The 25,924-nt window shown below is 67.4% G+C and carries 26 protein-coding genes; 13 read left to right on the top strand and 13 right to left on the bottom strand.

The window, feature by feature from the left end; translation table 11 throughout:
* Position 1 precedes the first annotated feature (1 nt).
* Together VIM12_RS12105 and VIM12_RS12100 are read right to left on the bottom strand one after the other, a co-directional pair.
* Positions 2-2,722 carry a bifunctional diguanylate cyclase/phosphodiesterase gene (locus VIM12_RS12105; protein WP_331941888.1) on the bottom strand — a complete coding sequence of 907 codons (2,721 nt, stop codon included), beginning with the start codon at positions 2,720-2,722 and terminating at the stop codon, positions 2-4.
* A gap of 181 nt (positions 2,723-2,903) precedes the next feature.
* The gene (locus VIM12_RS12100) at positions 2,904-4,676 is read right to left on the bottom strand and encodes a right-handed parallel beta-helix repeat-containing protein (protein WP_331941887.1); all 1,773 of its coding nucleotides are present in this window, start codon (positions 4,674-4,676) and stop codon (positions 2,904-2,906) included.
* A gap of 181 nt (positions 4,677-4,857) precedes the next feature.
* Here VIM12_RS12100 and VIM12_RS12095 point away from each other — a divergent pair, with 181 nt between their 5' ends.
* Complete coding sequence (locus VIM12_RS12095; protein WP_331941886.1) at positions 4,858-5,589, top strand: SGNH/GDSL hydrolase family protein; 732 nt, start codon at positions 4,858-4,860, stop codon at positions 5,587-5,589.
* Here VIM12_RS12095 and opgC read toward each other — a convergent pair.
* The 3 genes from opgC to VIM12_RS12080 form a co-directional block, all read right to left on the bottom strand.
* Complete coding sequence (opgC, locus tag VIM12_RS12090) at positions 5,555-6,727, bottom strand: OpgC domain-containing protein (RefSeq protein WP_331941885.1); 1,173 nt, start codon at positions 6,725-6,727, stop codon at positions 5,555-5,557. The genes VIM12_RS12095 and opgC overlap by 35 nt on opposite strands.
* 142 nt (positions 6,728-6,869) lie before the next feature.
* Complete coding sequence (locus VIM12_RS12085; protein ID WP_331941884.1) at positions 6,870-7,199, bottom strand: multidrug efflux SMR transporter; 330 nt, start codon at positions 7,197-7,199, stop codon at positions 6,870-6,872.
* Positions 7,196-8,107 (bottom strand): DMT family transporter, encoded by a 912-nt coding sequence (locus VIM12_RS12080; RefSeq protein ID WP_331941883.1) that lies wholly within the window; start codon positions 8,105-8,107, stop codon positions 7,196-7,198. The genes VIM12_RS12085 and VIM12_RS12080 overlap by 4 nt, the downstream gene beginning before the upstream one ends.
* A gap of 118 nt (positions 8,108-8,225) precedes the next feature.
* Between VIM12_RS12080 and VIM12_RS12075 the strand changes: the two genes are divergently transcribed.
* The 3 genes from VIM12_RS12075 to VIM12_RS12065 all read left to right on the top strand — a co-directional run bounded on the left by VIM12_RS12075 (position 8,226) and on the right by VIM12_RS12065 (position 12,461).
* The gene (locus VIM12_RS12075; protein ID WP_331941882.1) at positions 8,226-8,867 is read left to right on the top strand and encodes a hypothetical protein; all 642 of its coding nucleotides are present in this window, start codon (positions 8,226-8,228) and stop codon (positions 8,865-8,867) included.
* Positions 8,868-9,379: 512 nt separating this feature from the next.
* Positions 9,380-9,814 (top strand): hypothetical protein, encoded by a 435-nt coding sequence (locus tag VIM12_RS12070; protein ID WP_331941881.1) that lies wholly within the window; start codon positions 9,380-9,382, stop codon positions 9,812-9,814.
* 439 nt (positions 9,815-10,253) lie between these two features.
* The gene (locus tag VIM12_RS12065; RefSeq protein WP_331941880.1) at positions 10,254-12,461 is read left to right on the top strand and encodes a DUF4142 domain-containing protein; all 2,208 of its coding nucleotides are present in this window, start codon (positions 10,254-10,256) and stop codon (positions 12,459-12,461) included.
* Positions 12,462-12,502: 41 nt separating this feature from the next.
* Here the strand turns inward: VIM12_RS12065 and VIM12_RS12060 are convergent, their stop codons facing one another.
* The 6 genes from VIM12_RS12060 to VIM12_RS12035 form a co-directional block, all read right to left on the bottom strand.
* A complete protein-coding gene (locus VIM12_RS12060; RefSeq protein WP_331941879.1) occupies positions 12,503-13,063 on the bottom strand; it encodes a M23 family metallopeptidase in 561 nt (186 codons plus the stop codon).
* Positions 13,063-14,205, bottom strand: coding sequence for a trypsin-like peptidase domain-containing protein (locus VIM12_RS12055; RefSeq protein WP_331941878.1), 1,143 nt, complete (start codon positions 14,203-14,205; stop codon positions 13,063-13,065). The genes VIM12_RS12060 and VIM12_RS12055 overlap by 1 nt, the downstream gene beginning before the upstream one ends.
* A gap of 17 nt (positions 14,206-14,222) precedes the next feature.
* Positions 14,223-14,756: a DUF2231 domain-containing protein gene (locus VIM12_RS12050; RefSeq protein WP_331941877.1), complete on the bottom strand. Its 534-nt coding sequence runs from the start codon at positions 14,754-14,756 to the stop codon at positions 14,223-14,225.
* Between the two features lie 104 nt (positions 14,757-14,860).
* Positions 14,861-16,021, bottom strand: a complete 1,161-nt coding sequence (locus VIM12_RS12045) for an MFS transporter (protein ID WP_331941876.1) — start codon at positions 16,019-16,021, stop codon at positions 14,861-14,863.
* A 181-nt stretch (positions 16,022-16,202) separates the two neighbouring features.
* On the bottom strand, positions 16,203-17,321 hold the full coding sequence (locus VIM12_RS12040) for a mechanosensitive ion channel family protein (protein WP_331941875.1): 1,119 nt from the start codon (positions 17,319-17,321) through the stop codon (positions 16,203-16,205).
* A 74-nt stretch (positions 17,322-17,395) separates the two neighbouring features.
* On the bottom strand, positions 17,396-17,890 hold the full coding sequence (locus VIM12_RS12035) for a hypothetical protein (protein ID WP_331941874.1): 495 nt from the start codon (positions 17,888-17,890) through the stop codon (positions 17,396-17,398).
* 116 nt (positions 17,891-18,006) lie between these two features.
* Here VIM12_RS12035 and VIM12_RS12030 point away from each other — a divergent pair, with 116 nt between their 5' ends.
* The 7 genes from VIM12_RS12030 to VIM12_RS12000 all read left to right on the top strand — a co-directional run bounded on the left by VIM12_RS12030 (position 18,007) and on the right by VIM12_RS12000 (position 21,809).
* Positions 18,007-18,909 carry a DMT family transporter gene (locus VIM12_RS12030; protein ID WP_331941873.1) on the top strand — a complete coding sequence of 301 codons (903 nt, stop codon included), beginning with the start codon at positions 18,007-18,009 and terminating at the stop codon, positions 18,907-18,909.
* A gap of 82 nt (positions 18,910-18,991) precedes the next feature.
* Positions 18,992-19,297: a hypothetical protein gene (locus VIM12_RS12025; RefSeq protein ID WP_331941872.1), complete on the top strand. Its 306-nt coding sequence runs from the start codon at positions 18,992-18,994 to the stop codon at positions 19,295-19,297.
* 85 nt (positions 19,298-19,382) lie between these two features.
* Positions 19,383-20,312 carry an oxygenase MpaB family protein gene (locus VIM12_RS12020; RefSeq protein WP_331941871.1) on the top strand — a complete coding sequence of 310 codons (930 nt, stop codon included), beginning with the start codon at positions 19,383-19,385 and terminating at the stop codon, positions 20,310-20,312.
* A 61-nt stretch (positions 20,313-20,373) separates the two neighbouring features.
* The gene (locus tag VIM12_RS12015; RefSeq protein ID WP_331941870.1) at positions 20,374-20,859 is read left to right on the top strand and encodes a hypothetical protein; all 486 of its coding nucleotides are present in this window, start codon (positions 20,374-20,376) and stop codon (positions 20,857-20,859) included.
* A gap of 77 nt (positions 20,860-20,936) precedes the next feature.
* Complete coding sequence (locus VIM12_RS12010) at positions 20,937-21,173, top strand: DUF3820 family protein (protein WP_331941869.1); 237 nt, start codon at positions 20,937-20,939, stop codon at positions 21,171-21,173.
* 55 nt (positions 21,174-21,228) lie between these two features.
* Positions 21,229-21,423 carry a hypothetical protein gene (locus tag VIM12_RS12005; protein WP_331941868.1) on the top strand — a complete coding sequence of 65 codons (195 nt, stop codon included), beginning with the start codon at positions 21,229-21,231 and terminating at the stop codon, positions 21,421-21,423.
* Positions 21,424-21,506: 83 nt separating this feature from the next.
* Positions 21,507-21,809: a hypothetical protein gene (locus VIM12_RS12000; RefSeq protein WP_331941867.1), complete on the top strand. Its 303-nt coding sequence runs from the start codon at positions 21,507-21,509 to the stop codon at positions 21,807-21,809.
* Between the two features lie 75 nt (positions 21,810-21,884).
* Here the strand turns inward: VIM12_RS12000 and VIM12_RS11995 are convergent, their stop codons facing one another.
* The gene (locus VIM12_RS11995; RefSeq protein ID WP_331941866.1) at positions 21,885-23,027 is read right to left on the bottom strand and encodes a hypothetical protein; all 1,143 of its coding nucleotides are present in this window, start codon (positions 23,025-23,027) and stop codon (positions 21,885-21,887) included.
* A 294-nt stretch (positions 23,028-23,321) separates the two neighbouring features.
* Positions 23,322-24,341 carry a zinc-binding alcohol dehydrogenase family protein gene (locus tag VIM12_RS11990; RefSeq protein WP_331941865.1) on the bottom strand — a complete coding sequence of 340 codons (1,020 nt, stop codon included), beginning with the start codon at positions 24,339-24,341 and terminating at the stop codon, positions 23,322-23,324.
* A 140-nt stretch (positions 24,342-24,481) separates the two neighbouring features.
* Between VIM12_RS11990 and VIM12_RS11985 the strand changes: the two genes are divergently transcribed.
* Both VIM12_RS11985 and VIM12_RS11980 read left to right on the top strand, forming a co-directional pair.
* Positions 24,482-25,411, top strand: coding sequence for a LysR family transcriptional regulator (locus VIM12_RS11985; RefSeq protein ID WP_331941864.1), 930 nt, complete (start codon positions 24,482-24,484; stop codon positions 25,409-25,411).
* Positions 25,412-25,482: 71 nt separating this feature from the next.
* Positions 25,483-25,812: a hypothetical protein gene (locus VIM12_RS11980; protein WP_331941863.1), complete on the top strand. Its 330-nt coding sequence runs from the start codon at positions 25,483-25,485 to the stop codon at positions 25,810-25,812.
* The last annotated feature ends 112 nt before the right edge of the window (positions 25,813-25,924 follow it).

Genomic DNA, 25,924 nt, shown 5'->3' with positions numbered 1-25,924 from the left:
GCTATGCCAGCGCCGCGGGATTCTGCGGCGCGGCGAACAGGAAGCTCCTGCGCATCATCTGGGGCATCTCCTGCGCCGGCACCGCCCGCGACACCAGGTGCCCCTGCACTTCGTCGCAGTCCAGCGACTGCAGCACCAGCAGCTGTTCCTCGGTTTCCACGCCCTCGGCCACCACGCAGATGTCGAGCGCGCCGGCCATCGACACGATCGCGCGGAACAGGGACTCGCCTTCGCTGCCCTTGCCGAGCGCCGTCGTAAAAGCCCGGTCCACCTTCAGCACGTCCACGTCCAGCCGGTGCAGCTGTGCCAGCGACGAATAGCCGGTGCCGAAGTCGTCGATCAGCAGCTTGACCCCGAGCGAGCGCAGGGCAGCGAGTTCTCCGGCCACGATGCGGTTCCTGTCGATCATCGATGACTCGGTCAGTTCGACCTCCAGCAGCGCGGGGGCGACGCCGTACCGCTCCAGGCAGGACGACAGGAAGCTGCTGAGGCGCCCTTCGCGCAGCTGCAGGCCGGAGACATTGATCGACACCGGCACCACCGCCAGCCGTTGCGCCTGCCATGCGGCGATCTGGGCGCAGACCTTCTCGATCACCAGCTCGCCGAGCCGGATGATCATGCCGGTGTCCTCGGCCAGGTCGATGAATTCCACCGGGTAGACCAGCCCGCGCTCCGGGCTGTGCCAGCGCACCAGTGCCTCCATGCTGCTGAGCCGGCCGCTCGCGGCGCCGACGCGGGGCTGGTAGTGCATGACGAATTCGTCCTGCTCGACCGCGCGACGCAATGCCTGCTCCTTGCTGAGCTTGAGGATCAGCGTGTCGGACAGGTGCGACTGGTAGAAATGGTAGCGGCCCTTGCCGGCTGCCTTGGCTGCATACATGGCGATGTCGGCATGCTTGAGCAGCGTCTCGCCGTCGCGGCCGTCCTGTGGATACATGCTGATGCCGATGGAGGCATTGACCCGGTGGCCGGTGGTGCCGAGCAGGGTGAACGGTTCGCTGATCTCGCGCACCACCTGTTTCGCCACCCGGGCGACGTCGTCGATCAGGGCCACGTGCTCCAGCACGATCGTGAACTCGTCGCCGCCGAGGCGGACCACGTGGTCGCTGGCCCGTACCGCCGTCTTCAGGCGCAGCGCCGCCGCTTGCAACAGCGCGTCCCCGGCTTCATGGCCGAGGGTGTCGTTGATGTTCTTGAAGTTGTCGAGGTCGATGAACAGGACGGCCAGCCGCCCCTGGGATTCCTCCGCCTGCGCCACCGCGTTCGGCAGGAAGTTGCTCAGCCAGTGGCGGTTCGGCAGCGTGGTCAGCGCGTCGGTGTTTGCCAGCTGCGCCAGCGCCTGCTCGTGCGCCTTCGCCTCGGAGATATCGCGGATCGTCAGCGTGAGACCGGCGCCGGTCCTGACCAGCCGGCGGTAGACCCAGGTGGCGTGCATGCGGCTCGGCGGCGATACCCGGATCTCGTCCTCGTGGAATCCGGTTTCCATTGCCCGCCGGTACAGGGCCAGCAGTTCCTGGCCGTACCTTCCGGGAATCAGTTCCGTCACCCGGGCCCCGATAATGTCTTCGCGGGTGTTGTTGATCAGCGCCGCGCCGCGCTCGTTGCAGTCCTCGACGATGAAATCCGCGATCCTGCCGTCCGGACCGTGCAACGGCCGGTGAATGAAGAAACCTTCATTCGCCGCTTCCGTCGCCATCCTGTAGTTGGCCTGGACTTCTTCCGCCTGTTCGCGTCGCGCAGCAAGGCGTGCGCTCAGGCTCATCCCGGTCAGGCTGAACAGCAGGAGGAAAAAGCTGCCGATGACAGCCATGTTGTGCAATGCCCGCGCGTTCCGCACGTGGCCTGCGAAGACGGTGGATTCCGGCTTGGCCGACAGCGCCACGAGCGGATAGCCTTCCAGCTTCTTCCACGAGATGATACGCGCCTGCCCGTCGCGGAACTTCTCACCCGGTTCCCAGCGCACCCCCGCGGTCTCGCCGAAAACGGGGTCCTCCAGGTAGAACACCATGTCCTTCGGCGAGCTGCCGCCGACCTTGGTCGCGAGCAGCGGCCCGTTGGCGAACCGTACCGAGACGAAGTCGCCCGTGTCCATCAGCGCCTCGTCGTGGAAGGCCGCGAGGAAGGATGGTTCGATCGCCGCCATGGCCACGCCGCCGAAGTCGCCGTCGGGGGTGTCGATGCGGCGCGAAAATCGGACCACCGGTCCGCCGACGCGCTGCCCGAAAGCCGCCTCGCTGATCCGCAGGTCGCCGCCGGGCGTGTTCCTGTGCGCCTCGAAATACGGCTGGCCGGCGATGCTGCCGCTGCCGCGCGTACCCAGCGAGCTGGTGACCAGGAAGCCGTTTTGATCGATGATGTTGGTGTACAAGCGGGCGGCTTCGGGGTGAAGTCCATTGCGGCGCCGCGATTCGAGGTCGGGCGGCCGGCCGTATTCCTCCACGTCCGCCTTGAGCTCGAGGGTCACCTGCGCGACCTGGTCGACCGTGCGCTCCAGCTGTTCCGCATAGGCACGCGTGTTGGACGCGACTTCTTCCAGCGCGCGCGTCTCCGCCGACCGGCGGTCCCGCTCGGTCAGGGAGTAAGTAGTCGCCCACAGCACCGCCCCCAACAGCAGGGCGGCGAATGGCCAGCCGAGGATGGCGCCCATTCCCCGCAGCAGGTGGGCGTGCCGATCCCCGAACTTGAACGGTGTGCTGCGGCTTGCTTGCGCGCGGCTGCTCATCGGGCGTGACTATTGACAGGAAAAGGACCAGGCGGGACGGCAACGGCGATGCTCGCCGGAGCGCGCTCTGCACGCGCCGGGACGGGGATGGGGTGACGGCGCGGATAACGTTCAGAAATCCGCGCCGGATGAAAGTTCCGGCGCCGAGCGGTTGGGATGCGCCGGAGCAAGCGCGGTGCGATCAGGGCGTGCCGAAGGTCGAGGATGCATCCTGGCCGCTACGCTGCTGCCATTGTGGATAAGAAAGCGGATCGCCATTGTAGTTGGCAAATACCGGTGCCTTGCTGAGGTAGCGGTTGTTGCCGGCGACGACGAACCCGGGCAGGTAAGCGCTGCCGCCGTCACTGCTGAAGCGGTAGGTTTCCTCGGTGCTCGCGGTGAAGGTGTTCCCTGTCACGCGATTGTCATGGATCCGTCCGCCGACGGTTTCGACCAGCTGGATGTGCGCCTGCGTGCTGGCCGAAAACCGGTTGTTGGTCACGGCGATGTGATGGCCGTCGTAGATCTGCATCCCGTTGCCGTTGCCGGCGATCGTGTTGTCGGCCACCGTCAGGCCGTTGGCGCCATCGCCGAGGTAGATGGCCCACGCCAGGCGCTGCCCCACGCCGACGTTGCGGATGGTGTTGCCTTCGATCCGGGCGTTCAGCGGCAGGCCGTCGCGCGCCGAGTTGAAGATGCCGCCGCAGTCGGTGAGCGTCAGACAGGCGCCGTCGACCAGGTTGCCGCTCACGACTGAGTCGCGGAAGGTGCGAATGCCGATGTATCCGGAACGGGTCACCGTGTTGTTGCTGACGACCGCGCCATTGCCGCCGGTGAGGTTGATCGCCGCGTGGGCGTTGACCGGCATGCCGATGGTGCCGGAACTGTCGATGCGCACGTTGCTGATGCGTTCCTTGCCGCCGCCCCATTTCACGGCGATGGCGTCATGGCGCGAATTACGGACCGTGCCGCCGTCGACCTGCAGTCCGCTGCCGCCCGAATTCATGATGCCGTTGCCGGAGGAGTTGGCGATGTCGACGTCGCGCAGCTGCAGTCCGTCCGCATCGGCCCCATGCACGCCGTCGGCGGCGCCGTAGATGGCGATGCCCTCGATGCGCACGCCGTGCGAGTTCGCCGCATTGATCCCGTGGCTGGCCGGCGATGCCCACGCCCGGCCCTGCGGCGACTGGCCGTCGGCGGTCCAGACGTACACGCGGCCGCCGGCGGCGACCCATTCTCCCGGCTCGTCCAGCATCCACAGTTTGCCTTCGACGTAGAAGGGCGGGCGCCCCTCCAGCGGGTAGCCGTCGTGGTTGGGGTTGCCGCCGGCCGCCAGGCTCAGCGTGCCGTTGGCGTAACCGGTGATGGAGCGCGATTCGATGGCCCAGTCATACGGACGGAAGACGAGGGTGGCGCCGGCCAGGTCCGCCGAGGGAAGGGCATGGCGCAGGCTGGTTGCGCTGGTCGCGTCGGCGGTTGCCCATCCCTGCGCCCGGTTGGGCCAGTGCGCAAGCGCTTGCGGCTGGCCGTCGACGATCAACTGGGCGGGAACGAATTCCAGCGGCGCGGAGTAGATGTTTCCCTGGTGGCGGGTCCAGCCTTCGATGGCCTGGCCCGGGGAGATCACCGCCTTGCCGCACGTGCCCGCGGTCGTCACCGTCACGCCCGTCTTGCCGCGCAGGTCGAGCGTGCCGCGATAGGTGCGCCCGCATTCGAGCGCGACCGTGCTGCCGTTGGCCACGGCCGTTGGCAGGCTCAGTGCCGGCTGCGCAAGCGATGGCTGGACCGGCGGCGCGGCGAACGCGTCGTTGGCAGGGGGCGTGCTGTTGCTGGCGGGAGTGCTGTTGCCGCCGCTGCCAGCGGTCATGTCCGGCGAGGAGGCGGCGCCGCCTCCTCCACCGCATGCAGTGAAGCCGGTGACAGCCGCGAGAGCCAGCAGGACGGAAAGACGGCGTGATGGGTTGACATGCTTCATCGGAATTCTGGCACTTGGCCGTGGTGGTCGGTCAGGCTCTGAGATTGCAGCCTGGAAATTAGTTCCTTTTTTCAAGTGTCCATTTGTTACATGAAGTGACGCGCCGGCGCGCTCCCCCGGAACTCGCCGGCGCCGGGCGCTGTCGTTTTGTCACGATGCTCCTTGCCTTGCGATCGATGCCATGCGCCCCTTCCATCCCTTTTTGCTGCTCGCACTGACCGCCGCCGTCGCCGCCGGCGCGGGATGCGCGACAGGCGCGCGCGAGGAGGCGCAGGACCCCGCCGCCGTCATTCTCGATGCGCGCTGGGAGGCCAGTCTTGCCGCCTTTGCAAAGGCCGACCGCGAGCGCGCGCCCCAGCCGGACGGCGTGCTGTTCGTCGGCAGTTCGTCAATACGCCTGTGGGACAAGCTGGAGCAGCAGTTCGACATGCTGCCGGTCGTCATCAAGCGCGGCTTCGGCGGGTCGCGCATGGAGGACTGCGCGGCGTACGTGGACCGCCTCGTGCTGCCGTACCAGCCGAAGCTCGTGCTGGTCTACGCCGGGGAAAACGACCTGGCCGAAGGGCGCACGCCGCAGCAGGTGTTCGACAGCTTCAGGCGCTTTGCCGCACGCGTGCACGAAGCCCTGCCGCAGACGCGCATCGCCTACATCTCGATCAAGCCGAGTCCGTCGCGGCAGTGGATGGCCGCTGGCGTGCGGACGGCCAACGCGCTGATACGGTCCCATGCCGAGCGCAGCGACCGGGTCCAGTACATCGATGTCCACACGCCGATGCTGGACGAGCAGGGGCATCCGCGCGCCGAACTGTTTCGCGATGATGCGCTGCACCTCAACGATGAAGGCTATGCGCTCTGGAAGTCGGTGATCCTGTCGCGGATCAGCGAGTATGCCGCGTCGGCTCGACGCCCGTAGCGGCGACAGGTTGCGGCGGCGGTTCGCCGCGTTCCGCCGCTTTCCGTTCAATGAAGATGGTGGCCAGCGCGGTGAGATAAAGCATCCCCATGCCGCCGAAGTAGAGCAGCGCGTCGATCCGGAGCGGACGCTCCGGCCTGCTCTCGCCGACCAGCGACAGGGCCAGCAGCACCAGCACCAGGTGCGCACAGAATACCGGCAGCGAGGCGGCGCCCAGCTTTTCAAGAAAGCCCACGCGTGGCACGGCCGCCTTCAGGCGCGGCGGCAGGTGCAGCAACAGCACCAGCAGCGCAAGGAAATTCAGCAGGCGCAGCGGGCCGAGGTGCCATTTGTCGAGCAGGCGATAGAGGATGGTGCCCGGTTCCGCCGGTGCCTGTCCCGCCGCATAGCGCCATAACAGGAAGACGAGCGCGATGGCGAGCGCAGCCACGAGCACGGGGCGCGGGAGCGGCCGGCGCTGCTGGAAGCGGCCCTCGGCCGCGAGCGCGCCCATCCACAGGCCGGTCACCCACAGCAGTTGCCAGGCCAGGGTCTGAAACGCGCCGGTCTCGTGATAGGGCACCTGCAGTCCGATCGGTGCGGCGATGTAGGCGTAGAGGATCTCCGGCAGTCGCGTCTGCGCCAGCGCCCACAGCAGGAAGCTGCCGGCGAAGATCCAGCGCCAGCCCCCATGCATGCCGATCGCGAGCGCCAGCGGACTGCCCAGCATCAGCAGCACGTAGAGCGGCAGGATGTCGAGCAACGGCGGGTTGTAGATCAGCAGCAGGCTGCCCCACAGTCCTGCCTGCGGGTTGCCGAGGTAGAAGTCGATCAGATTCTTGAGCGCCGGCTGGTCGCGCCACAGCCCGAGCATCGTCACGACGGTGAACAGGAAGACGAGCAGCGCCGCCTGGCAGCCATAGATCTTGAGTGCGCGCGCGAAGAAGGCCGCGCGCATGGCCGGCACGCCGTGCCGGCGACCGCGCGAGGCATACACCATTCCCGCCATGAACGCGGACAGGGTGACGAAGCCTTCGGCCGCGGAAACATAGCCGAACGGTTGACCCAGCAGGCTGGAAAAGCGCGTCGGCAGATGCGTGCTGAACATCAGTACCAGCATCAGGCCGCGCAGCATGTCGATTTCCCAGAGGCGCGTCATGTCGTCGATCGAGGAGTTGCGCGCCCGTACTGCCGCTTCCCGCAGCGCGAATGTCGATGCGACCCGTCTGACTTGCGGGGATTCCCTTTCTTGATCTGCGCCTACTTTTTTCCTCGAGCAGCGCTTCGACGCAAAAGCATCGTCAGTGGCCGCCGCCGGCGAGGTTCAGCAGGATCACGCCGACCAGGATTGCCAGCAGGCCGAGCAGCTTGAGCAGGGTAATGGTCTCCCCGAACCAGAAGACGCCGATCAGCGCGACCGCGGCCAGGCCGACGCCGCTCCAGACCGCGTACACGATCCCGACTTCCAGCGATTTCAGGATCTGCGACAGCAGGTAGAAGGAGGCGGCATACCCGCATACCGTGACGACGGAGGGGCCGAGCCGGGTAAAGCCGTTCGACAGTTTCAGCGCGCTGGTGGCGATCACTTCCGCAGCGATGGCAAGGGCCAGCATGATCCAGGCTGTGTTCATTGTTCTTTCCCGAGGGTGGGCGGCGCCAGGCGACGGCGGGTATCGAGCCAGGCGGACCCGCAGCTGCTGGCGGCAATCAGCGCCATGCCGCACCATGCCCAGGCATCGGGAACATGGCGGAACAGCACCCAGCCGAGCGCGGCGGCGAAGGCGATCTGCGTATAGGTGAAGGGCATCAGCGCGGCCGCATGGGCGCGGCGGAAGGCCATCACGAGCAACAGGTGACCGGCAGTACCGAGCAGGCCGGCCGCGACCAACACCATCAGCACCGTCGCGTTAAGCGTGGAAAACATCGCCGTCAGCTCGCCGGCCTGCATGGCGACCATGGGCAGCATCAGCGTCATGCCGATGGCGCCGGTATAGAACTGGGTGGTGTGCGGGTCTTCAAGCACGGCCAGGCGGCTGGACAGCAGGTTGTAGGCGGTGGCGACGCCGGTCGCAAGCAGGGGCAGGATCGCGGCGGGACCGAATAGCGCGCCGCCCGGCCGGATCACGACCAGCGTTCCGGCGAACCCGCCGAGCAGGAGGCTCCAGCGCAACAGGCCGATCGGCATCCGCGACATCCTGCTCGCAATCGCCGTCACCAGGACCGGCGATAGCATGATGATGGCCGTGAATTCGGCAAGCGGCAAATGGCGCAGGCTGAAAAAACTCAGCACGCTCAGCAGCACCAGCGCCAGTGCGCGCAGCAGCTGGAAGCGCGGATGCCGTGTGCGGAACCCCGCGCTGCCCCGATGGCGCCAGACCGCCGTCGCCATGACCGCGGTCTGTATCGAATAGCGCGTCCAAAGGACGATCACCACCGACAGCACGCCGCCGAGGAATTTTGTGCTGGCATCCATCAGGGAGAACAACAGCGCCGCGACAACGATCATCGGTATTGCGCCGCCGGGGTGAGAAGTTTTCATGCGGCAAATGATAGCCGCAATACGGGGCAACCGCCCGGCGCGGCGGTTGCCTGTACCCCGTCTGTGCCCGGTCGGTGGTCCAGCGCCTGGCGGCGGGAGCCGATGCGGCTATCGCCCGATGCCGACCGTCGGACCGGAGCTCGAGCCGGGGCCCGCAGGCGCGCCGGTGGAGCCGCTGCCCATGCTGCCGACGCCGCCTGTCGTCGGGTTGGATGCCCCGTCCTGCGACGGCGGAATGCTGCCCGAGGCGCCGGAAGAACGACCTGTGCCGGAACCGCTGGCGGAGGTGCCGGAGGTGGACGGACTTGCGCCGCTGGTCGGGCAGTCCGCGCGCGCGGTCGCGCCCTGGCCGCCGGTGCTGCCGGCCGACGCCGTGCCGCTGCCTCCGGGAGGGCAGTTGGTGGCTGCCGAACTGCCGCCGGTGCCACTCGGGGAGGACGCGCCGGAGGAACCGGAACTGCTGGTAGTGGAACCGGTTCCCGAGGTGGCGTTGCCGCTGCCCGACGCGCTGCGTCCAGGCTCGACCGAGCTGCCGGAACCCAGCGTGCCCGAACTGATGCCGGACGTGCTGGGTGTGGGTGTCTGTGCGATGGCCATGCTGCTGCAGGCAAGTACCAGTGCCGAAGTGAGCGCTGCTGTTGATCGTTTCATGTTTTCCTCCAGGTGTATGCCCGGTTTTTGCAAGAAGCATGCCGCAGGCACGAAGCTGCCGACGTGCGCAGTTGCACGGCACGGCGCGCGGTCCTCCCCAGGTCGCTGATTGCGTGAAATTGTCCGCAAAGGGGGTACATTGCCGGCTCCGCATGCGCGGCGATCCTGGCGGCGCCTCGCCGCCTCGCTGATCCATGCAAGATGAAGCAGGGGTGTGTAAAAGCTGCCAGGTGAGAGCGAAGATCAGCCATGCCGCAAGTCTTCAGCGGCGGGGCAGGGGTTCCGCGCGGGGATTGCGTGCAGGATTGCACGAGGGAGTACGGTAAGCAAAGCGCGAAGCGCTTCGGCGTCAGCTGCCCGCACGCGCGACGGCATGGTTGAACAAAGGGAACCGCCGCATCACGTGCATGATGCGGCGGTTCCCTCTTGTGACACGATCAGCTATGGCGCGATCAGCTGCCGCTTCCGCCCGAGCCGCCCGAACCGCCGCCCGATCCACCCGAGCCGCCGGAAGAACCGCCCGAAGAGCCACCCGAGGAACCGGAGCTGCCGCCGGACGAGCCGGAGCTGCCGCCAGACGAACCCGAACCGGAGCTGCCGGAGGAGCCACTGCTGCCACCCATGCCGCTGCTGCTGCCGCCGGAGGAGCCGCTGCCGCCCGACATGCCGCTGCTGCCGCCGGAGGAACCGCTGCCACTCGACATGCCGCTGCTGCCGCCGGAGGAGCCGCTGCCGCCTGACATGCCGCTGCTGCCGCCGGAGGAACCGCTGCCGCCTGACATGCCGCTGCTGCCCGAAGAACCGCTCGAGCCACTCGAACCGGACGAGCCGCTTGAGCGCTTCTTCTTCTCGGTGTCCGAACTTGACGAGCCGGAGCTGCCGGACGAACCGCTCATGCCGGACGAACCGGACGAGCCGGTCATCCCGCTGGATGAGCCGCTGCCGCTGCCGCCGCTACTGCCCGACGAGCTTTGCGCGATTGCCACGCCAGTGGTGCCTAATGCAGAGATGAGTGCTGCGATCAGAAGTTTTTTCATCGAATGCCTCCGTGGATGAATTGGGTTAGTAAGCCAAATGTGAAGACAGCCGGCCTGTTGTTGCTCCGGCGTGCTTGCCAGGTTTGCACTGGAAGTCGTTAGAGATGTTCATGCGGTGAAGTTCACCCGGCAGTTGTATCAAATGTTGACGCGGACCTTGCAGGCAATGCCGTTCATCAAAATGCAGTTCGCTACTGTTTTCGTAGCAAGATGCGAGGCGTCAACTGTTATCTGAGTAAGGTTTCCGCGACCATCGGAAAGCCTGGCTGCGGAACCGGGAATACAAATAAATTTGTCAACACGCGGTCCCGCATGGGAACTCGCGGACAAGCGCTTCTCTCTACCTGTCCCCTTGTGCAGGAAGGCCAGTCTCGGTCGCCTCCTGTGCTGCGTCATGTGTGCGGCCGCGTCGATTCGAACGCGCGCCGAGGGTCCATCAACTTGAATTGGAGAGCAAGATGAAGAAGATGTTGGTAGTCATTTCCGCTGCGTTGCTGGCGGCATGCGGCGGCGGCGGCGGGGACTCGGACGACGTCGGCGCGAGCAACAGTGCGACCGGCGCGACGCCGGGATCCAATCCCCAGGGGGCCTCGCAGAACACGGGCGATACGGCTGCATCCGCCATGCCGGCGAATGAATTCCTGGCCAGCGAATATGCGGAAGGACTCGGCGAGATACTTGTCTCGCGCATTGCGCTGGAGCGGGCGCAGAGCGACTCCGTCCGTCAGTTTGCGCAGTTGATGGTCGACCATCATACGCAGGCCAACAACGAAATCACCTCGCTCGCGCAGAGCCGCGGCGTGACCCTCGCCACCGAGCCGAGCTCGGAATACCAGTCGCGCGCCGATGCGCTGCGCCAGCTGTCCGGCAATGAATTCGATCGCGCCTACATGACGCACAACGTGTCGGTGCACAACACCGAAGTCAGTCAATACCGGGCGATGCTCGCGGCGTCAATGCAGGCCGGCGCGGGCGCGACCAGCGGCGATGGCACGGGTGCGACTGGCACCGGAGCCTCAGGAGCAGGCACTTCTGGTACCGGAGCCACTGGAACCGGCACCACTGGTACGGGTGCAACGGGCACGGATGCAACCGGCACAGGTACGACCGGTACAGGAGCCACGGGTACAGGCGCCACGGGTACCGGCGCGACAGGTACCGGCGCTACGGGTACGGGTGCTACAGGTGCCGGAGCTACGGGCGCGGGTGCGGCACCTGGTGCAACGGGGCCAGGCGTGACGGGCACAGGCGCAACGGGTACGGGTGCCACAGGTGCCGGATCCACGGGCGCGGGTGCGGCCCCCGGCGCAACGGGGCCAGCCGTAACGGGGACAGGCGCTGGTACCGGAGCAACGGGTACGGGTGCAACTGGTACAGGTGCTACTGGTACAGGTGCCACGGGAACGGGTGCGGCCCCCGGCGCGACGGGTACGGGCGCAACCGGCACCGATACGACCGGCAACGGCGCGGCCGGCATCGGCACCATCGATACCGAGCTTGCCGTCTACATTGCGAAGATGAAGGCCATCCTGTCCCAGCATCTCGGCATGGCGAAGGAAGTCAACGGCGAAATCAATCCGTCCGCATGGCTGGTGAACGCTTACCAGGACGGCCTGGCCGAAGTGCAGCTTTCGCAGATCGCCCTGCAGCGGGCGCAGAACGGCGCGGTCACCCAGTATGCGCAGATGATGATCGACGAGCATACCCGCGCCAACAACGACATCAGCCAGGTCGCGCAGGCGAAGGGCGTGTCGCTGCCGTCGGATGTCACCGCCGAGCAGCGTGCCGCGGCGGAGGAGTTGTCGCGCCTCTCGGGTGCCGACTTCGACAAGGCGTACATGAACCACAACGTGATCGTTCATGCGCTGGATGTGCGGCAGACCGAGGTGCAGGCTTCCGGCGGCACCGATCCCGACGTGCGTGCGCTGGCGGCCCGCACCCTGCCGCACCTGCGTACCCACCTGCAGGAGGCGACCTCGCTGTACCAGAGCCTGCCGACCAATCTGCTGCTGGGCGCGTATGCGGACGGCCTCGGGGAAATCCTGCTGTCCACGCTCGCCGTGCAGCGCGCAGTCGATACCGAGGTGAAGCAGTTTGCGCAGATGATGATCACCGATCACACCCGGGCCAACACCACGGTGGCGCAACTGGCGGCGGCGCGCGGCATCGCCCTTCCGCACGAACCGTCTGCTGAAACGGCACTCGCCTTCATGGCGGCGGCACGGCTGACCGGCAACGCCTTCGACCGCGCCTACATGGAAAGCAATGTCGCGGTGCATGAGAAGGACGTCGCGCTGTTCACCGACCGGGCAAGCAACGAGCCCGATCCGGAGCTGCGCGCGTTTGCCGCGCAAACCCTGCCGGTGCTGCAGACGCACCTGCAGGAAGCCACCGCACTGCGTGACCGCGTCGGTGCGCAGGGCGGGGATGGTGCAGGCGGCGGCGATGGCAGCGGCACCGGTGCCACGGGCGCCGGCGACGGTTCCGGCGCGTCCGGCACCGGCGGTTCGGGCGACACCGGAACAGGAGCAGGCGGCACAGGCACCGGCACCACCGGCACCGGGGCCGACGGGTCCGGTGCCTCCTCTGGGTCGGGCACCCCGGATGCCGGCGGTTCCGGCGCGCCGGCGACGACGGCCACTTCGGCGGCCGCGCACGTGCACTGAGGCGTGCACCAGCACCGCCGGTCGCACGCCGGCGGTGCTGCTTACTGCGGCGGCGCCCTTTCCGGGCGCCGTTCTCTTATGTAGGGATAGGGATTGACCGCACCGGATGTTGTATAGATGCCGTAGTGCAGATGCGTAGGCGTCCCCTTGGCATTGCCGCTGTCGCCAACGTAGCCGACGGGCGTGCCGGCGACGATCCGTTCGCCGGTCCTGATTTGCGAATACGCATCGAGATGGGCATAGTAGTGCCGGTGACCGCCGGGCCCGAGCACCCACACCACCTTCCCGCCGAGCCGGTTCTGCCCGCGGCGGAGCACGATGCCCTCGGTCGTGGCGCGCACCGGCGAACCGCGGGGGGCGAAGATGTCGATACCCTCGTGGCGCCGGCCGCCGTTGCGCGACGCGTGCCAGCTGTCCCGCAGCCGGCCGCGGGCGTTGGGGACAGGGTGCGCCACCTGCGGTGGCGGCTGCATTGCCAGTAGTCGCCCGAGATAGACGCTGCGCTCCAGGACGGGCTTGCCGATGCCAAGGGCAAGCGACAGCGCGAGCCCGAGCGCCGCTGTCCGGAGCGTTCCCGACAGCAGTCGTGCCGCCGGGCGCATTACCGCTCCAGTGCCGCCACCCGGATCTGCAGGCCGATGGTCTTGCCGTTGCGCCAGACTTCGGCCGCCGCCGTCGTACCCGGACGCGTCCCGCCAACCAGCCGCGCCAGGTCGGCGGTGACCTGAACCGGCTTGCCGTCGAAGGACAGCAGCACGTCGCCAGGACGGATACCCGCGTCATCTGCGGGCCCGCCCCGCTGCACCGCAGCCACCAGGGCGCCCTGCGGTTCCTTCAGGCCTACGGCGGTCGCCAGGTCGTAGGTGAGCTCCTGCAACTGCACCCCGATCCGCCCGCGGGTCACCCGGCCGTTCTCGCGCAGCTGCTGGCCGATTTCCATGGCAATGTCAATCGGGATGGCGAACGAGATGCCCATGTACCCGCCGGTCTGGCTGTAGATCTGCGAGTTGATGCCGACCACTTCGCCGCGCGTGCTGAACAGCGGACCACCGGAATTTCCCGGGTTGACGGCAACGTCGGTCTGGATGAAGGGGACGTAACTGCCGTTCGGCAGCAGCCTGCCCTTGGCGCTCACCACGCCTACCGTGACACTGTTTTCGAAGCCGAACGGCGCACCGATGGCCGCCACCCATTCGCCGGGTTCGATGCGGACGGGATCGCTGATGCGCACCACCGGCAGGTCGCGTGCGTCGATCTTCAGCAGCGCGACGTCGGTGTAGGGGTCGGCGCCGATCACCCGCGCCTTGTACTCGCGCTTGTTCGTCAGCTTCACCGAGACTTCGTCGGTGTCGGCGACCACATGCGCATTGGTCAGGATGTAGCCGTCGGAACTGATGATGAAACCGGATCCGAGGCTGGACGCAGGGGCTTCGCCCGGATCCGGCTGGCCGCCGAAGCGGCGGAAGAACTCGAACAGGGGATCGCCGCGCCGCAGGCCGGGGGCGGCGCTGACGTGCCGCGTGGCGCTGATGTTGACGACGGTCGGCCCCTGCTGGCGCACCAGCGAGACGAAGCTCGGCAGCTCGACCCCGCTGCCGGTCACCGGCGCCGGGGCCGGTGCCTGCGCCGCGGGGGGAGGTGCCGCCGGCGGCGAACCCGCCGGCGCGGGATCGTCGCGCGAGCAGGCCATCAGCAGGCCGACAAGCAGGAGGGAGGCGCGCCCGGCGCCGCGTCGAAGGGTCATGTCGGCACCCGGCGGTTTCAGTGCAGGACGGGGCCGCTGGCGGGAGCGATTTGCTCCTCCCGCAGCATCATGTGCTCCAGCTTGTCGTCCGCCGGCAGGGCGAGGTCGGGCGCTTCGGCGACCGGACTGACGCCCTTCACCCGCATGCCCTGGTCATAGACCAGCCGTCCGCCGAACCAGCCTGACACCAGCACCCCCGCCGCGGCGATGGCGGAGAGCATCAGCGAGCCGCGGTCGCGGTTCGTCCGGCGCTGCGCGATATTCAGGGCGGTCAGCGCAAGGGCGGCGCCGTTCAGGCTCGCATGGACGTTGGCGGTGCGTTTGACCTCCGTCTTCGACTCGATGGTCAGGTAGTCCATCGCGCCGGTGGCGCCCGCGGCGAGGCCGCCGATCATGCCGCCGACCAGGCTGTAGTAAGCAGCATCGGCATAGGAGGGATTTCCCGTGCGCCGGTGCATGGCGTCGAGGATGAAGCCGAACGGGATCAGGGCGGCCGGCGCAACGATGAGCATCGGGTGCAGCGGATGGCCGGCAAACGTCGATTTGGGCATGGTCGCTCCTTGGTTGTGATTACTTCTATAGTGATCGACAACCTCGACAAGGTTCCCGTCACGAAGGGGAACCTTGCCGGAAGCTTGCCTGAAGGAAGGTCGCGTCAGGCGAGCATGCGGGCCCGGCTTGCGACCAGCGCGATGACGAGGCTGAGCAGGCCGATGAAACCGATCGCCACCTGCATGCCGAGCACGTCGGCCATGGTGCCGATCACCGGCGGGCCCATCAGGCCGCCGACGTGGCACATGGTGGCGACGCTCGCCGATGCCATCGCGCCCTGCTGGCCGGCGGCGCTGAAGATGAACGGGAACAGCAGTGCGAGCCCGAGGCCGGAGCAGGCGAAGCCGGCCAGCGCGCACCATTCGTTCGGCGCGAGCACCGCGAGGAACAGGCCGCCGGCGGAGACCGTTGCGCCCATCGTCACCAGCCGGCGCGCGCCGTGACGCTCCTTCAGACGGTCGCCGAACAGGCGGGAAACCAGCATCATGACGGTGAAGGCGGACAGGGCAAGCGGGGCAACCCCGGCGCTGACGCCGAAGTGGTCCTTCAGGAACACGCCGCTCCAGTCGGCGATGCTGTTCTCGGACATTGCACCGCAGAAGCCCAGCACGCCAAGCAGCGCGAGCGGGCCGCTCGGCAGTGCGAACGCCTTCTTCTCGATCTGTTCGCCGCGGTCGTCACCGTCCAGCATCTGGCAGGACGACCACAGCAGCGCCGCCGCCGGCAGCGCGACCCCGATGAAATGCACGGACGGCAGGATGCCCATGCCGGCCACCGCACTGCCGAGCAGCGCGCCGCCCAGCGAGCCGGCGCAGCCGAGCGCGTGCAGCATCGACATCCTGGACTTTCCCGCCGCCTGTTCGAAGCGGGCCGCAACGGCATTGAGTCCGACGCCGAAGCAGCCACCGGTCACCCCGAGCATCAGCACGGCTAGCATCAGCACCGGCACCGAGGGCGCCATGCCGATGGCCGGCAGCACCATGCACAGTCCGATCGCGCCGGTGCGGGCCGTGCGTCGCGCGCCGAGAGCCGCCATCATCCTGGCGGCCAGCGGATAGGAGAGCAGTGCGCCGAGGCCGCCGCAAAGCAGGACAAACGAGAGCATGGTGTGCGAGATCTGCAGGCCGTCGCGCAGCGCGGGTATGCGGCTGGCCCAGCTGCCCATCAGCAGGCCGGACAGGGCGAAGACCGCCGGCAGGGCGTAGGGCTGGACGTTCGGGAAAGAGATGACGCGGGCAGGGAGGGTACTGGTGGTCGCTTGCATGGTATCCGAGGGCAACGTTTCTGTGACGTAATGGCCCTGTGATACCTACCCTTCGGAAATAGTTTCCCTTCATCAGGAAAAGTTTTTGCAGTGCAAAAAATGGCAATGCGGAGTCCGCCCGCTATTGCAAGGCGGGCAGCAGAAGCGCTTTGACGGTTGCGGGGACGGGTCGCCGGCCGCGTCAGTCGGCGGGGCGGAGGTGGCGCGCCGGTGGCTTCGCGGGCACGGACGCACGGTCCGGTGCGGACGGCTCCGCCGGGGCGGAAACAACGTGTATTTTCTGCACTGGATAGGCGAGCTCGATGCCAAGGCGGCGGAATTCGCGCATCAGGGTCAGGTTGATCTGCTGCTGGATATCCATGTAGACGTTGAAATCCGGCGTCAGCACGTAGTAGACGTTTTCATAGACCAGCGCGCGGTCGGTGAAGGCCTTGAAGTGGGACCGGTCGAATCGGGTCTGGAACCCGCCGGTGCGAATGGCCGCTTCCACCAGTCCGGGCACCTTTTCGATATTCTCCAGCGAGGTTTCGTGCGCGATGCCGAACTCGAAAGCGATCCGTCTTTCCTCCATCCGCTTGAAGTTGCTGATTTTCTTCTTCAGCAGCTCGGTGTTGGAGAAAACGATCTGCTCGCCGCCGAGGCTGCGGATGCGCGTGGTCTTCAGGCCGACATACTCGACCGTGCCCATGAAGTCGTCGACCACGATGAAGTCGCCGATCACGAAAGGCTTGTCCAGCGCAATCGAGACCGACGAAAAGATATCGCCAAGGATGTTCTGGACCGCCAGGGCAACGGCAACGCCGCCAATGCCAAGGCTGGCTGCCAGCGTGGTGATGTTGAACCCGAGGTTGTCCAGCACCAGCAGCACCGCCACCGACCACAGCACGATGCGCAGCAGCAGGCCGACCGCCAGCAGGTGCGTCGCGCTTGACGGGTTCGATGCCCGGTGTGTTTCAAAAGCCCTCTCCAGGGAGACCGAGAGCAGCCGGTTCGCCCACAATGCCGCCTGCAGGACGCCGATCACCACCCATGCGTAGTGCAGCATCCGCTGATACTGCGGCGCGAATTCCATCTGGCTCAGCCCGGCCAGCGCGGACACGGCAAACAGGAAGAGATTGCTGGTGGCGCCCAGCAGTTGCTCCGGATAGCTGAGGAAGGCGAGTGCGCGTCGTGTCGCCAGCTTCTTCAGCTGGCGGCCGATGAAGGCGCGCAGCGCAAGCAGCAGCGAGAAGGTCGTCAGCGTCACGACCGCGGCGAAGGTCCAGCTTTCGGAAATGTCGAAGGGAAAGTTGAAAGGCATGACAGAGTGACAGGACGCCGGCTGCCGCGGTTCCCGCGGCACGCCGATCGTTGGTTTCCGGACAAACCGGTTCGCTACCTTCCCGCGGGGGGCGCAGCGCCTTCACCGGCGGCGCGTCGCACGCCGCTGGAGGTCGACGGCTCGGCTTCGCTGACCCAGCCTTCGCTGCGCCAGTGGCCGACACGCTCCTCGAGGTTGATCGGCTGATGGCGTGCGACGATCTCCTCGGCCTGCCGGCGGCGGACGTCCGTGCCGGCGTCGACCGTCAGCACGCAGTTCCCGCGGCGCACCGCTTCCTCATAGTGGCCGCGCGCCGGCTGGTCATCGTCGTCGCCGAACATTGCCCGCAATGCCTGCCCGAGTCCACCCCGACGGCTGCCGCCCGGTTCCGCGCCGGCGTCCCGATCGCTCGGCATCGCAGTGCCTGCACCGTCCTGCCCGGTGGAGGCATTGCCGGTTTCCGGGCTGAGCTGCACCTGCGCCGGGCTGAATCCCGCGCCTTCCAGAGCATCCGCGGCCCGGCGGGCCTGGGCATAGTCTTCGAATACACCGACTACAAAGTTCTCCATGATGTCGCACTCCTTTTTCATAGGCGCGGCGAGATAGCGCCGCTGGAATGCGCGTCCGGGTGCAGGATCCGTGCCGGCCCGGCATGCCGTTTTTCCGGCGCGGGTATGATGCCGGCATGCATTTCACTGAACAATCGCGCCACCGTACCGGTCTCGCGCAAATCCATGTCGCCGTATTGCTCGCCGGAGGCGCCGGGCTTTTCGCCAAGATGCTCGCAGTGAGTCCGGCGGTGCTCACGGCGGGCAGGACCGTCTTCGGCAGCCTGGCGCTGCTGTGCGTTGTCCTGGCAACCAGGACCAGCCTGCGTACGCGCAGCGCCGCCGACTTCCTCGTGCTTGTCCTGTCCGGCATGATCCTGGCCGCGCACTGGTTCACCTTCTTTCTCGCGATCCAGGTGTCGACCGTGGCAATCGGCCTGCTGGCGTTCTCGACCTTTCCCCTCTTCGCGACGTTTCTGGAGCCGTTGATCTTCGGCGAGCGCCTGCGCCGGCAGGACGTCATCATGGCGCTGCTCGTCGCCGCGGGCCTGGTCCTCGTGACGCCCGGCTTCGACGTCGGCAACCGCATGACGCAGGGCCTGCTTTGGGGCATCCTCTCGGCGTTCTCCTATGCGGTGCTGTCGCTGCTGAGCCGTTCCTGCGCGGGCAGGTATCCGGCCGTCACCGTCTCCTTCTACCAGCAGGGCGTCGCCGCCGCCTGCACGGTGCCATTCGCCATGCAATGGACGGGCGGCATATCCGCGCAGGACATCGCCCTCCTGGTCGTCCTGGGCGTCGTGTTTACCGCCCTCGGGCAGGGACTCGTCGTCGCCAGCCTGCGCCACTTGCGGGCGCAGACGACCAGCGTGGTGTTCGGGCTGGAACCGGTCTACGGCATCCTCCTCGCCTGGCTGCTGCTTGGTGAAGTCCCGGCCTTGCGTACCTTGCTCGGCGGCGGCCTGATCTGCGGCGCGGTGCTTTGGGCAACGCTGCGCCAGGATACGCACGGCAAAGGGCCGCCGCCCGCCGGGCAGGCCTGAACGCATCCGCCTGCGCAACTTGTGCCGATGGCCGCGCTCATACCGTGTGTGTCAACCGCTACCCACGATGAGGAGATTCAACATGGCCCAGCAGCAACCGGAACACCACAAATCCAGCCCGCCCCAGGTACCGCAGCAGGTCACGGCGGCGCCTTCGCTTTCCCAGTCGAGCGACGACAGCGGCGAGGACGGCCGCTTCAGCGTTGCGGAAGAGCAGAATTTCGATGAGCAATCGGACCAGGCACGCCGTGTCGGCCAGGCGCCGCAGGCGGCAGGCGCCGGCGCCGACCCCGCCGGTGCGATGGCGGAATCGCTGCAGCAGAACGATGCAGGAAAGAATGAGAACCTGCGGCAGTCGATCGAACGCGCAGTCCCGCGGGGCGACTGACAGCCCGCCGAAACAGGCACAAGGCAATGGCGCGGCCTTGTGCCTGTTTGCATGAACTGCGCCGACGCGTCCTTCGACACACGCCATGCTTTCACGGCAACGTGCCATCCTTCTTCCCTCGCCACTGCAGCGCCGCCTGGAAGCGGCCGCTGCCGGCTTCATCCACGGCAGCGGCAGCAGGCGCATCGATTTCTCGGCGCCCCGCGGCGAAGCCGCACTGGTGGGCCCCGATTCGGTCGCCTGGCGCATCTTCAAGAACCCGGTCACGCTGTTCATCGGCGGCGTTGCCGCCGTCGTGCTGGAGCTGGCCGAGCCGCGGGTGCGCAGCGGCGTGTGGGAACACACCAGCTTTCGCCGTCAACCGCTGCAGCGGCTGCAGCGCACCGGGCTGGCGGCAATGGTGACGGTGTACGGGCCGCGCAGCGAGGCCGAGGCGATGATCCGGCGGGTCAGCGGCATGCATGCGCGGATACGCGGCGTGACCGCCGACGGCGAGGTCTACCGCGCCGACGATCCGGAGCTGCTCGACTGGGTGCAGGCGACCGCCAGCTTCGGCTTCCTGGAAGCGTATGCCACTTATGTTGCGCCGCTGGAGACAGCCGAGCGCGACCGTTATTACGCGGAGGGACGTACCGCGGCATGCCTGTACGGCGCGAGCGGCGCGCCTGCTTCCCAGCAGGCGCTCGGCCGGCTGTTCGACGCGATGGCGGCGCGGCTTGGCCCATCGGAAGTGCAATCGGAGTTCCTCGGACTGATGCGCGCGTTGCCCCTGGCGCCGGCGGCACTGCGGCCCTTGCAGGGCTTGCTGGTGACGGCCGCCCTGGAGCTCCTGCCCCCGCCGATCCGTATGCGGCTGGGACTCGGTGCGGCACCGCACCTGAACGCATGGCAGCGCGGCCTGCTGGTCGCCGCCGCCCGCAGTGCCGACCGCGTCATGCTGGCGGACGCTCCGGCCGCGATGTCCTGCCGCCGCCTGGGCCTGCCGGCGGATTATCTGTACCGGCGGCGCGCCTGAGCGACCAAAACCAAACCGGCGCGATGCTGTCCATCGACGACAGGTCCAACCGGAGTACACCATGCCTTTGCGATCGCTGCCTGTCCTGGCCATCGCCGTGCTGTTGCTGCCCGCGGTACACGGCAGCGACACGGCACCGCCCGACGAAGCCGACGCAGCCCTGGCGGCGGAAGTGGCAGCCTTTCTCGAAAGCTTCATCGACCCCGGCAATTCGCCGCGGGAACAGGCCGCCTACTTCGCCGAGGGCGTCGACTATTACGAGCAGGGGCCGGCGAGCCGCGCACTCATTGCGAAGGACATTGCCCGCTACAGCCGGCGCTGGCCCTGGCGGGCGTACCGGCTGGCGAGGGTGGACTACATCACCCCGGATGCGGCGACGGGGCAGGTCTTCGTCAGCTACGCGGTGGACTTCGAGGTCGGCAACCGCACGCGGGTCGTGCGGGGACGCGCCAACTATGGCGCAGTGATCAGCGGCCTCGACAGCGAACCACGGATCGTCTGGATCCGGGAGAACATCACCGGCCGCGCGCGCGACACGATCGAGTGACGGGAAACCTGGCGGGTGCAAGGAGGCCGCCACGCTGTCAGAATCAAGGTCCCGTCGCCACCCAAGCCTTTCTCCCCATGCAGCCGCAACAGCTTGAACTGCTCGTCGTCCGCGAAATGCCTTTCGGTAAATACAAGGGCAGGAGGATCGTCGACCTGCCCGGTCATTACCTTGCCTGGTTCGCCCGCGAGGGTTTCCCCAAGGGGGAGCTGGGCCAACTGCTGGCCATCATGTACGAGCTGGACCACAACGCGCTGCGCCACCTGCTCGACCCCGTGCGGCACGCTGCCGGCTTGCGCACCGGGGAACAGTGAGTGCGAACTCGCCTGTTCACGCGATGTCATATCCGCCCTACGAAAGGAGCGACGGATGGGTGAACAGCGGCAAACCGACATCACGGCCGAGATGGTGAACGCAGCAATGAAGAAGGCAGTGGAAGCCGGCATCCTTCCTCGCCGTTCCTACGAGGAAGACCACGCTTCCCAGGCCGAGATCATGTACCGCATCCTCCAGGCGGCGCTTGCCACCCGCGAACCCCCCGGCACCGGCCCCGGTCGCGCCTGAGCGGTCGCGCTGCAAAAACTTGTGCGCGCCGTCATGGCGCGTCCCGGGCAACACGTTATCGTGCACTGGCGGCGCGGCGACCCTTGCTGCGCCGGATCACGACCATTCTTCCACTCACGATGCTGCCGCCGAACGATCATCACGACCGCCGCAGGACGGGCCTGTTCCTGCTGGCCGCCGCCTGTGCATTCCTCGCGGGGCAGGGCCTGTTCCTGCTCTTTAACGGCGATACCGGGATGGAGATCGTGCGGGGCGGCGGCGAAGTGCTGCTCTGGGGATGCGCGGCGGCCGCGGTGCTCGCCCGCGTGCACGGCCATGCGCTGCCCGGCGCGCGGCTCGGCATCTGGACCGGCGCCGGTCTGGTCGTGGCCAGCTGGCTCTACTGACCCGAAAAAAACGGGCGTCCCGTCGGACGCCCGCTGCACTTCATGCCTTCCCTGTTTTCTCTGCGCCAGCTTGCCTCAGTGTCGCAGGTCCCACTGGCGCGCCGGCATCGCGATGATCTCGGAACCCGGCTCGCCCGGCGCCGAGTTGAATGCGCTGATGCGTACATCGAGCAGCCCGTTGGGCAGCGCCGACGAATTGAAGTCCAGCCAGGCGAAGGTGCGATCGGCCGACACATTGAATACGCCGTAGCGCGGCAGATAACCGTTCGCCGGCAGCAGCTCGACATTGCGGATATTGGTGCCGCGCACTTCCAGCCGTGTCGTGCCGGCGATGACCGCGCCATGTCCCGGCGCCATCGTCACGTTGGCGGTGAAGGTTGCGGGCGCCGGCGCCGAGCCGTTGCTGATCGTCCAGTTCCGCGCGGGCATCGCAATGATCTCCGAGGCGCCCGGCTGGCCGGCCATCACGTTGTACGCGGCAACGCGCACGCCGCGCGCGCCATCCGGAACCGAGCGCGAGTCGAAGTCGAGCCAGGCGCGGGTACGGTCGGCGGAGACGTTGAACACGCCCAGCCTCGGCGTGTAGCCCGATGCCGGCAACAGTTCCGCATTGGCGATGCCGCTGCCGGTGATCTCGATGCGGGTGGTGCCGGTCACCGTCGCGCCGTTGGCCGGCGCGGTCGTCACCGCGGCGGCGAAGGTGGTGGAAGGCGTGCCGCTGTTGCTGACGGTCCAGGTCCGCGCCGGCATCGCGACGATCTCGTTGCCCGGTTGCCCGGCCGGCGAGTTGAACGCGCTGATGCGGACATTGAGCGGGCCGTTCGGCAGCCGGGTGGTGTCGAGGTCCAGCCAGGCGAGGGTGCGGTCGCCGGTGATGTTGAAGATGCCGTAGCGCGGGAGGTAGCTGTTCGCGGGCAGCAGCTCCACGTTGTACAGGTCATTGCCCCGGACCTCCAGCCGTACCACGCCGCTCACTGTCGCTCCCGCCGCCGGCGCCTGGGAGACGCCGGCGAAGAACGGCGCAAGGGGATTGCCCGAACAGACGGGATCGAGGCTGCAGCTGTTCAGCGTTCTCCCCTCCAAGGTGTAGACCGTTGGTCGCAAGGAGGTGCCCCCACCGCCGCCGCCAGCGTCGATGTCCGGGCCGCCTCCGCCGCCGCATGCGGCGAGCAGGGTCGCCAGGCCGATAGTCGATAAGACCTGCAAGCTTCTAAACATGATTCTTTCGCTCCAAATGTAAAGTGGCTAACGCTGCCTTGGGGAGGGTCGAGGTTTGGGAGCACCAAGGTGCGCGTGTGGTTTTTTTACCTCCCTGTGTGTGCACCCTCCGACGGGATTTGAGTAACCAATGGTTCCCCAGGTTTTCGGCAGACAGGTGCGCCGGTTGACGCCACGCAAACGGCTGCAATGACGTAAACAGCTACAGAAATGAAGCAGGAGCGAGCGATGATGTGACCGGCGGTTCCCCGTCGCGAGGGCGGGGGACGGGCGACGGTGACCGCGGTCACCGCGTCAGAAATCCTTCAGCACGATCTTCCCGATGGTGCTTCCTCCCTCGACGAGCGCATGGGCTTCACGCAGATTGGCGGCGCTGATCGGCGCCATGACCCGGGTCACCGTGGTGCGGACGATACCGCTGTCGACCAGTCGTGCGATCTCTTCCAGCAGGCGGTGCTGTTCAATCATGTCTTCGGTCTGATACATCGACCGCGCGAACATCATCTCCCACGCGAGCGCCGCGCTCTTCGATTTCAGGAGGCCGATATCGAGCGGACCGCGATTTTCGACGACCGTGCAGATGGTCCCCTGCGGTGCGATCGCTTCGGCCGCTGCACGGAAGTGGCGGTCGGTGTCGTTCAGGACCAGCACATGGTCGACCGTCGGGAAGCCGGCCTCGCGCAACTGCAGCGGGATGTCGCCGAAATGGTCGACGACGTGATGGGCGCCCAGCTCACGCACCCACTTGGCGGAGGCCGGTCGCGATGCAGTGGCGATCACCGTCAGGCCTGCCACCTTCGCGGCGAGCTGGATGGCGATCGAACCGACGCCGCCGGCGCCGCCGATGATCAGGATCGACTTGCGCGGCAGGGCACGCGGCGGCGCCGCCACCTTCAGGCGCTCGAACAGCGCTTCCCATGCGGTGATTGCGGTGAGCGGCAGCGCGGCGGCCTGTTCGAAGCCGAGCGAGGCGGGCATGTGGCCCACGATGCGCTCGTCCACCAGCTGGTATTCGCTGTTGGAGCCGGGGCGCGTGATGTCGCCGGCGTAGTAGACACGATCGCCGGGACGGAACAGGGCGACCTCGGCGCCGACCGCCTCGACCACGCCCGCCGCGTCCCATCCGAGCACCCGCGGCGCGGCTTCCACCCCGTCCTTCGGCGCCCGCACCTTGGTGTCGACCGGGTTGACCGCAACGGCGCGGACGGCGACCAGCAGGTCGCGTGGGCCCGGCCGTGGAACGGGAAGCTCGGTGTCGACCAGCGATTGCGGATGATCGATCGGCAGGTAGCGGGTGAGTGCGACGGCTTTCATGAGGTTCTCCTTGAGTGGGGTGCCCGGCCGGGGGGCCGGTGCTGCGCGGGATGCGGCTGCGAGGGAGCATTCTCTGCCTGTTTCCGGATTTGATATACGGGCTAGAATTGGAATGACTTTCAAACAGAAATTGATAATTCATGTACAGCATCGCCGATCTGCAGCTCTTCGTCCGCACTGCCGATACCGGGAGCCTGACGCGGGCGGCGCGCGAACTCGGTCTGCTGCCCGCGACGGCGAGCGCCGCGTTGAAACGCCTGGAGCAGAAGCTCGATGCCAGGCTGTTCGAGCGGTCCACCCGCAGCTTGCGGCTGACGCCGCGCGGCGAGATCTTCCTGGACTACTGCCGGGGCGCGCTCGCGCTGCTGGCGGAAGGCGAGGCACTGCTCGCCGCCGGCGCCGCCCAGGTCCGGGGCGACCTGCGCGTGTCCGCGCCGTCCGACCTCGGGCGGCAGCGGCTGCTGCCCTGGTTCGATATCTTCCAGGCCGCCCATCCCGGCGTGCGCCTCGGGCTGCAGCTGTCGGACCAGGTCAGCGACCTGTTCCGCGACGCGGTCGACGTCGCGATCCGCTACGGCAAGCTGGAGGATTCGTCACTGCTGTCGCAGCCGCTGGCGCGCAACTGGCGGGTGGTGGTGGCGGCGCCGTCCTATCTCGCGCGGCACGGCACTCCTGTCCATCCGCGCGAACTGGCTGACCATAACTGCCTGCTCTATCACCGCAAGAGCGGACTGTTCAACACCTGGCGCTTCACTGTTGCGGGCGCGCCGCTGGAGGTACGGGTGCGCGGCGACCGCATGGCGGACGACGGCGGCATCGCCCGAAACTGGGCGCTGGCGGGGCACGGCATTGCCGACAAGTCCTGGCTTGACGTGCAGGACGATGTCAAGGCCGGCCGGCTGGTGACCATACTCGATGGGTATACCGGCGAGGACTATCCGTTGCAGGCGGTCTACCCGCATCGCAAGAGCGCGTCGCCGGCGGCGCGGGCGCTGGTGGCCTTCCTGCGCGAGCAGTTCGGACGGCACGGGGCCGCGGACGGCGCCGGACCCGCACGCCTGTCTTCCTGAAAATATTTCCCGGGGCGGCGAACAGCGGCGGCCGGCCGCCATCTAACGGAGAGTTTCCAGACGAGGACGCCATGAAGATCCTGTTGCCGCTTGCCGCCGCCGCCGTCCTGTCAGGATGCGTCGTCGCGCCCTACGATGCGCCGCCGGTCACCTATTACGACACCTATCCGGTCTATTCCACGGCCTACCCGGTCGCGCCGGCGTATGTCGTTCCGCCACCGGTCTATGTCGGACCGCCGGTGCACTTCGGCTTCGGGCTGAACTACCGCAGCGGGGGCGGTTATCGCCATCACCACCACCTGGACGGCTTTCGCGGGCACCGCCACGGGTTCCATCGCGGCGGCGGTTTCCGGGGGCACGGCCACGGGCATGGCGGCTTTCGCGGCGGAAGAGGGCGTTGAGGCGGCGGCCGCGCCGCGGCCGCAAGTCGCCGTCACCGGCTCTCCTCGACACTAGCGCGACGCTTGTTTCCCCTCGCCGACAGACAGGGCGCGGCCGAGCCGCATGGCCGGG

Origin of the sequence: Noviherbaspirillum sp., assembly GCF_036563305.1 — a bacterium.
In the GTDB taxonomy this organism is placed as follows: domain Bacteria; phylum Pseudomonadota; class Gammaproteobacteria; order Burkholderiales; family Burkholderiaceae_D; genus Noviherbaspirillum.
The sequence above is the reverse complement of the archived record's forward strand: the minus strand, read 5'-3'. Positions and strand labels throughout refer to the sequence as shown.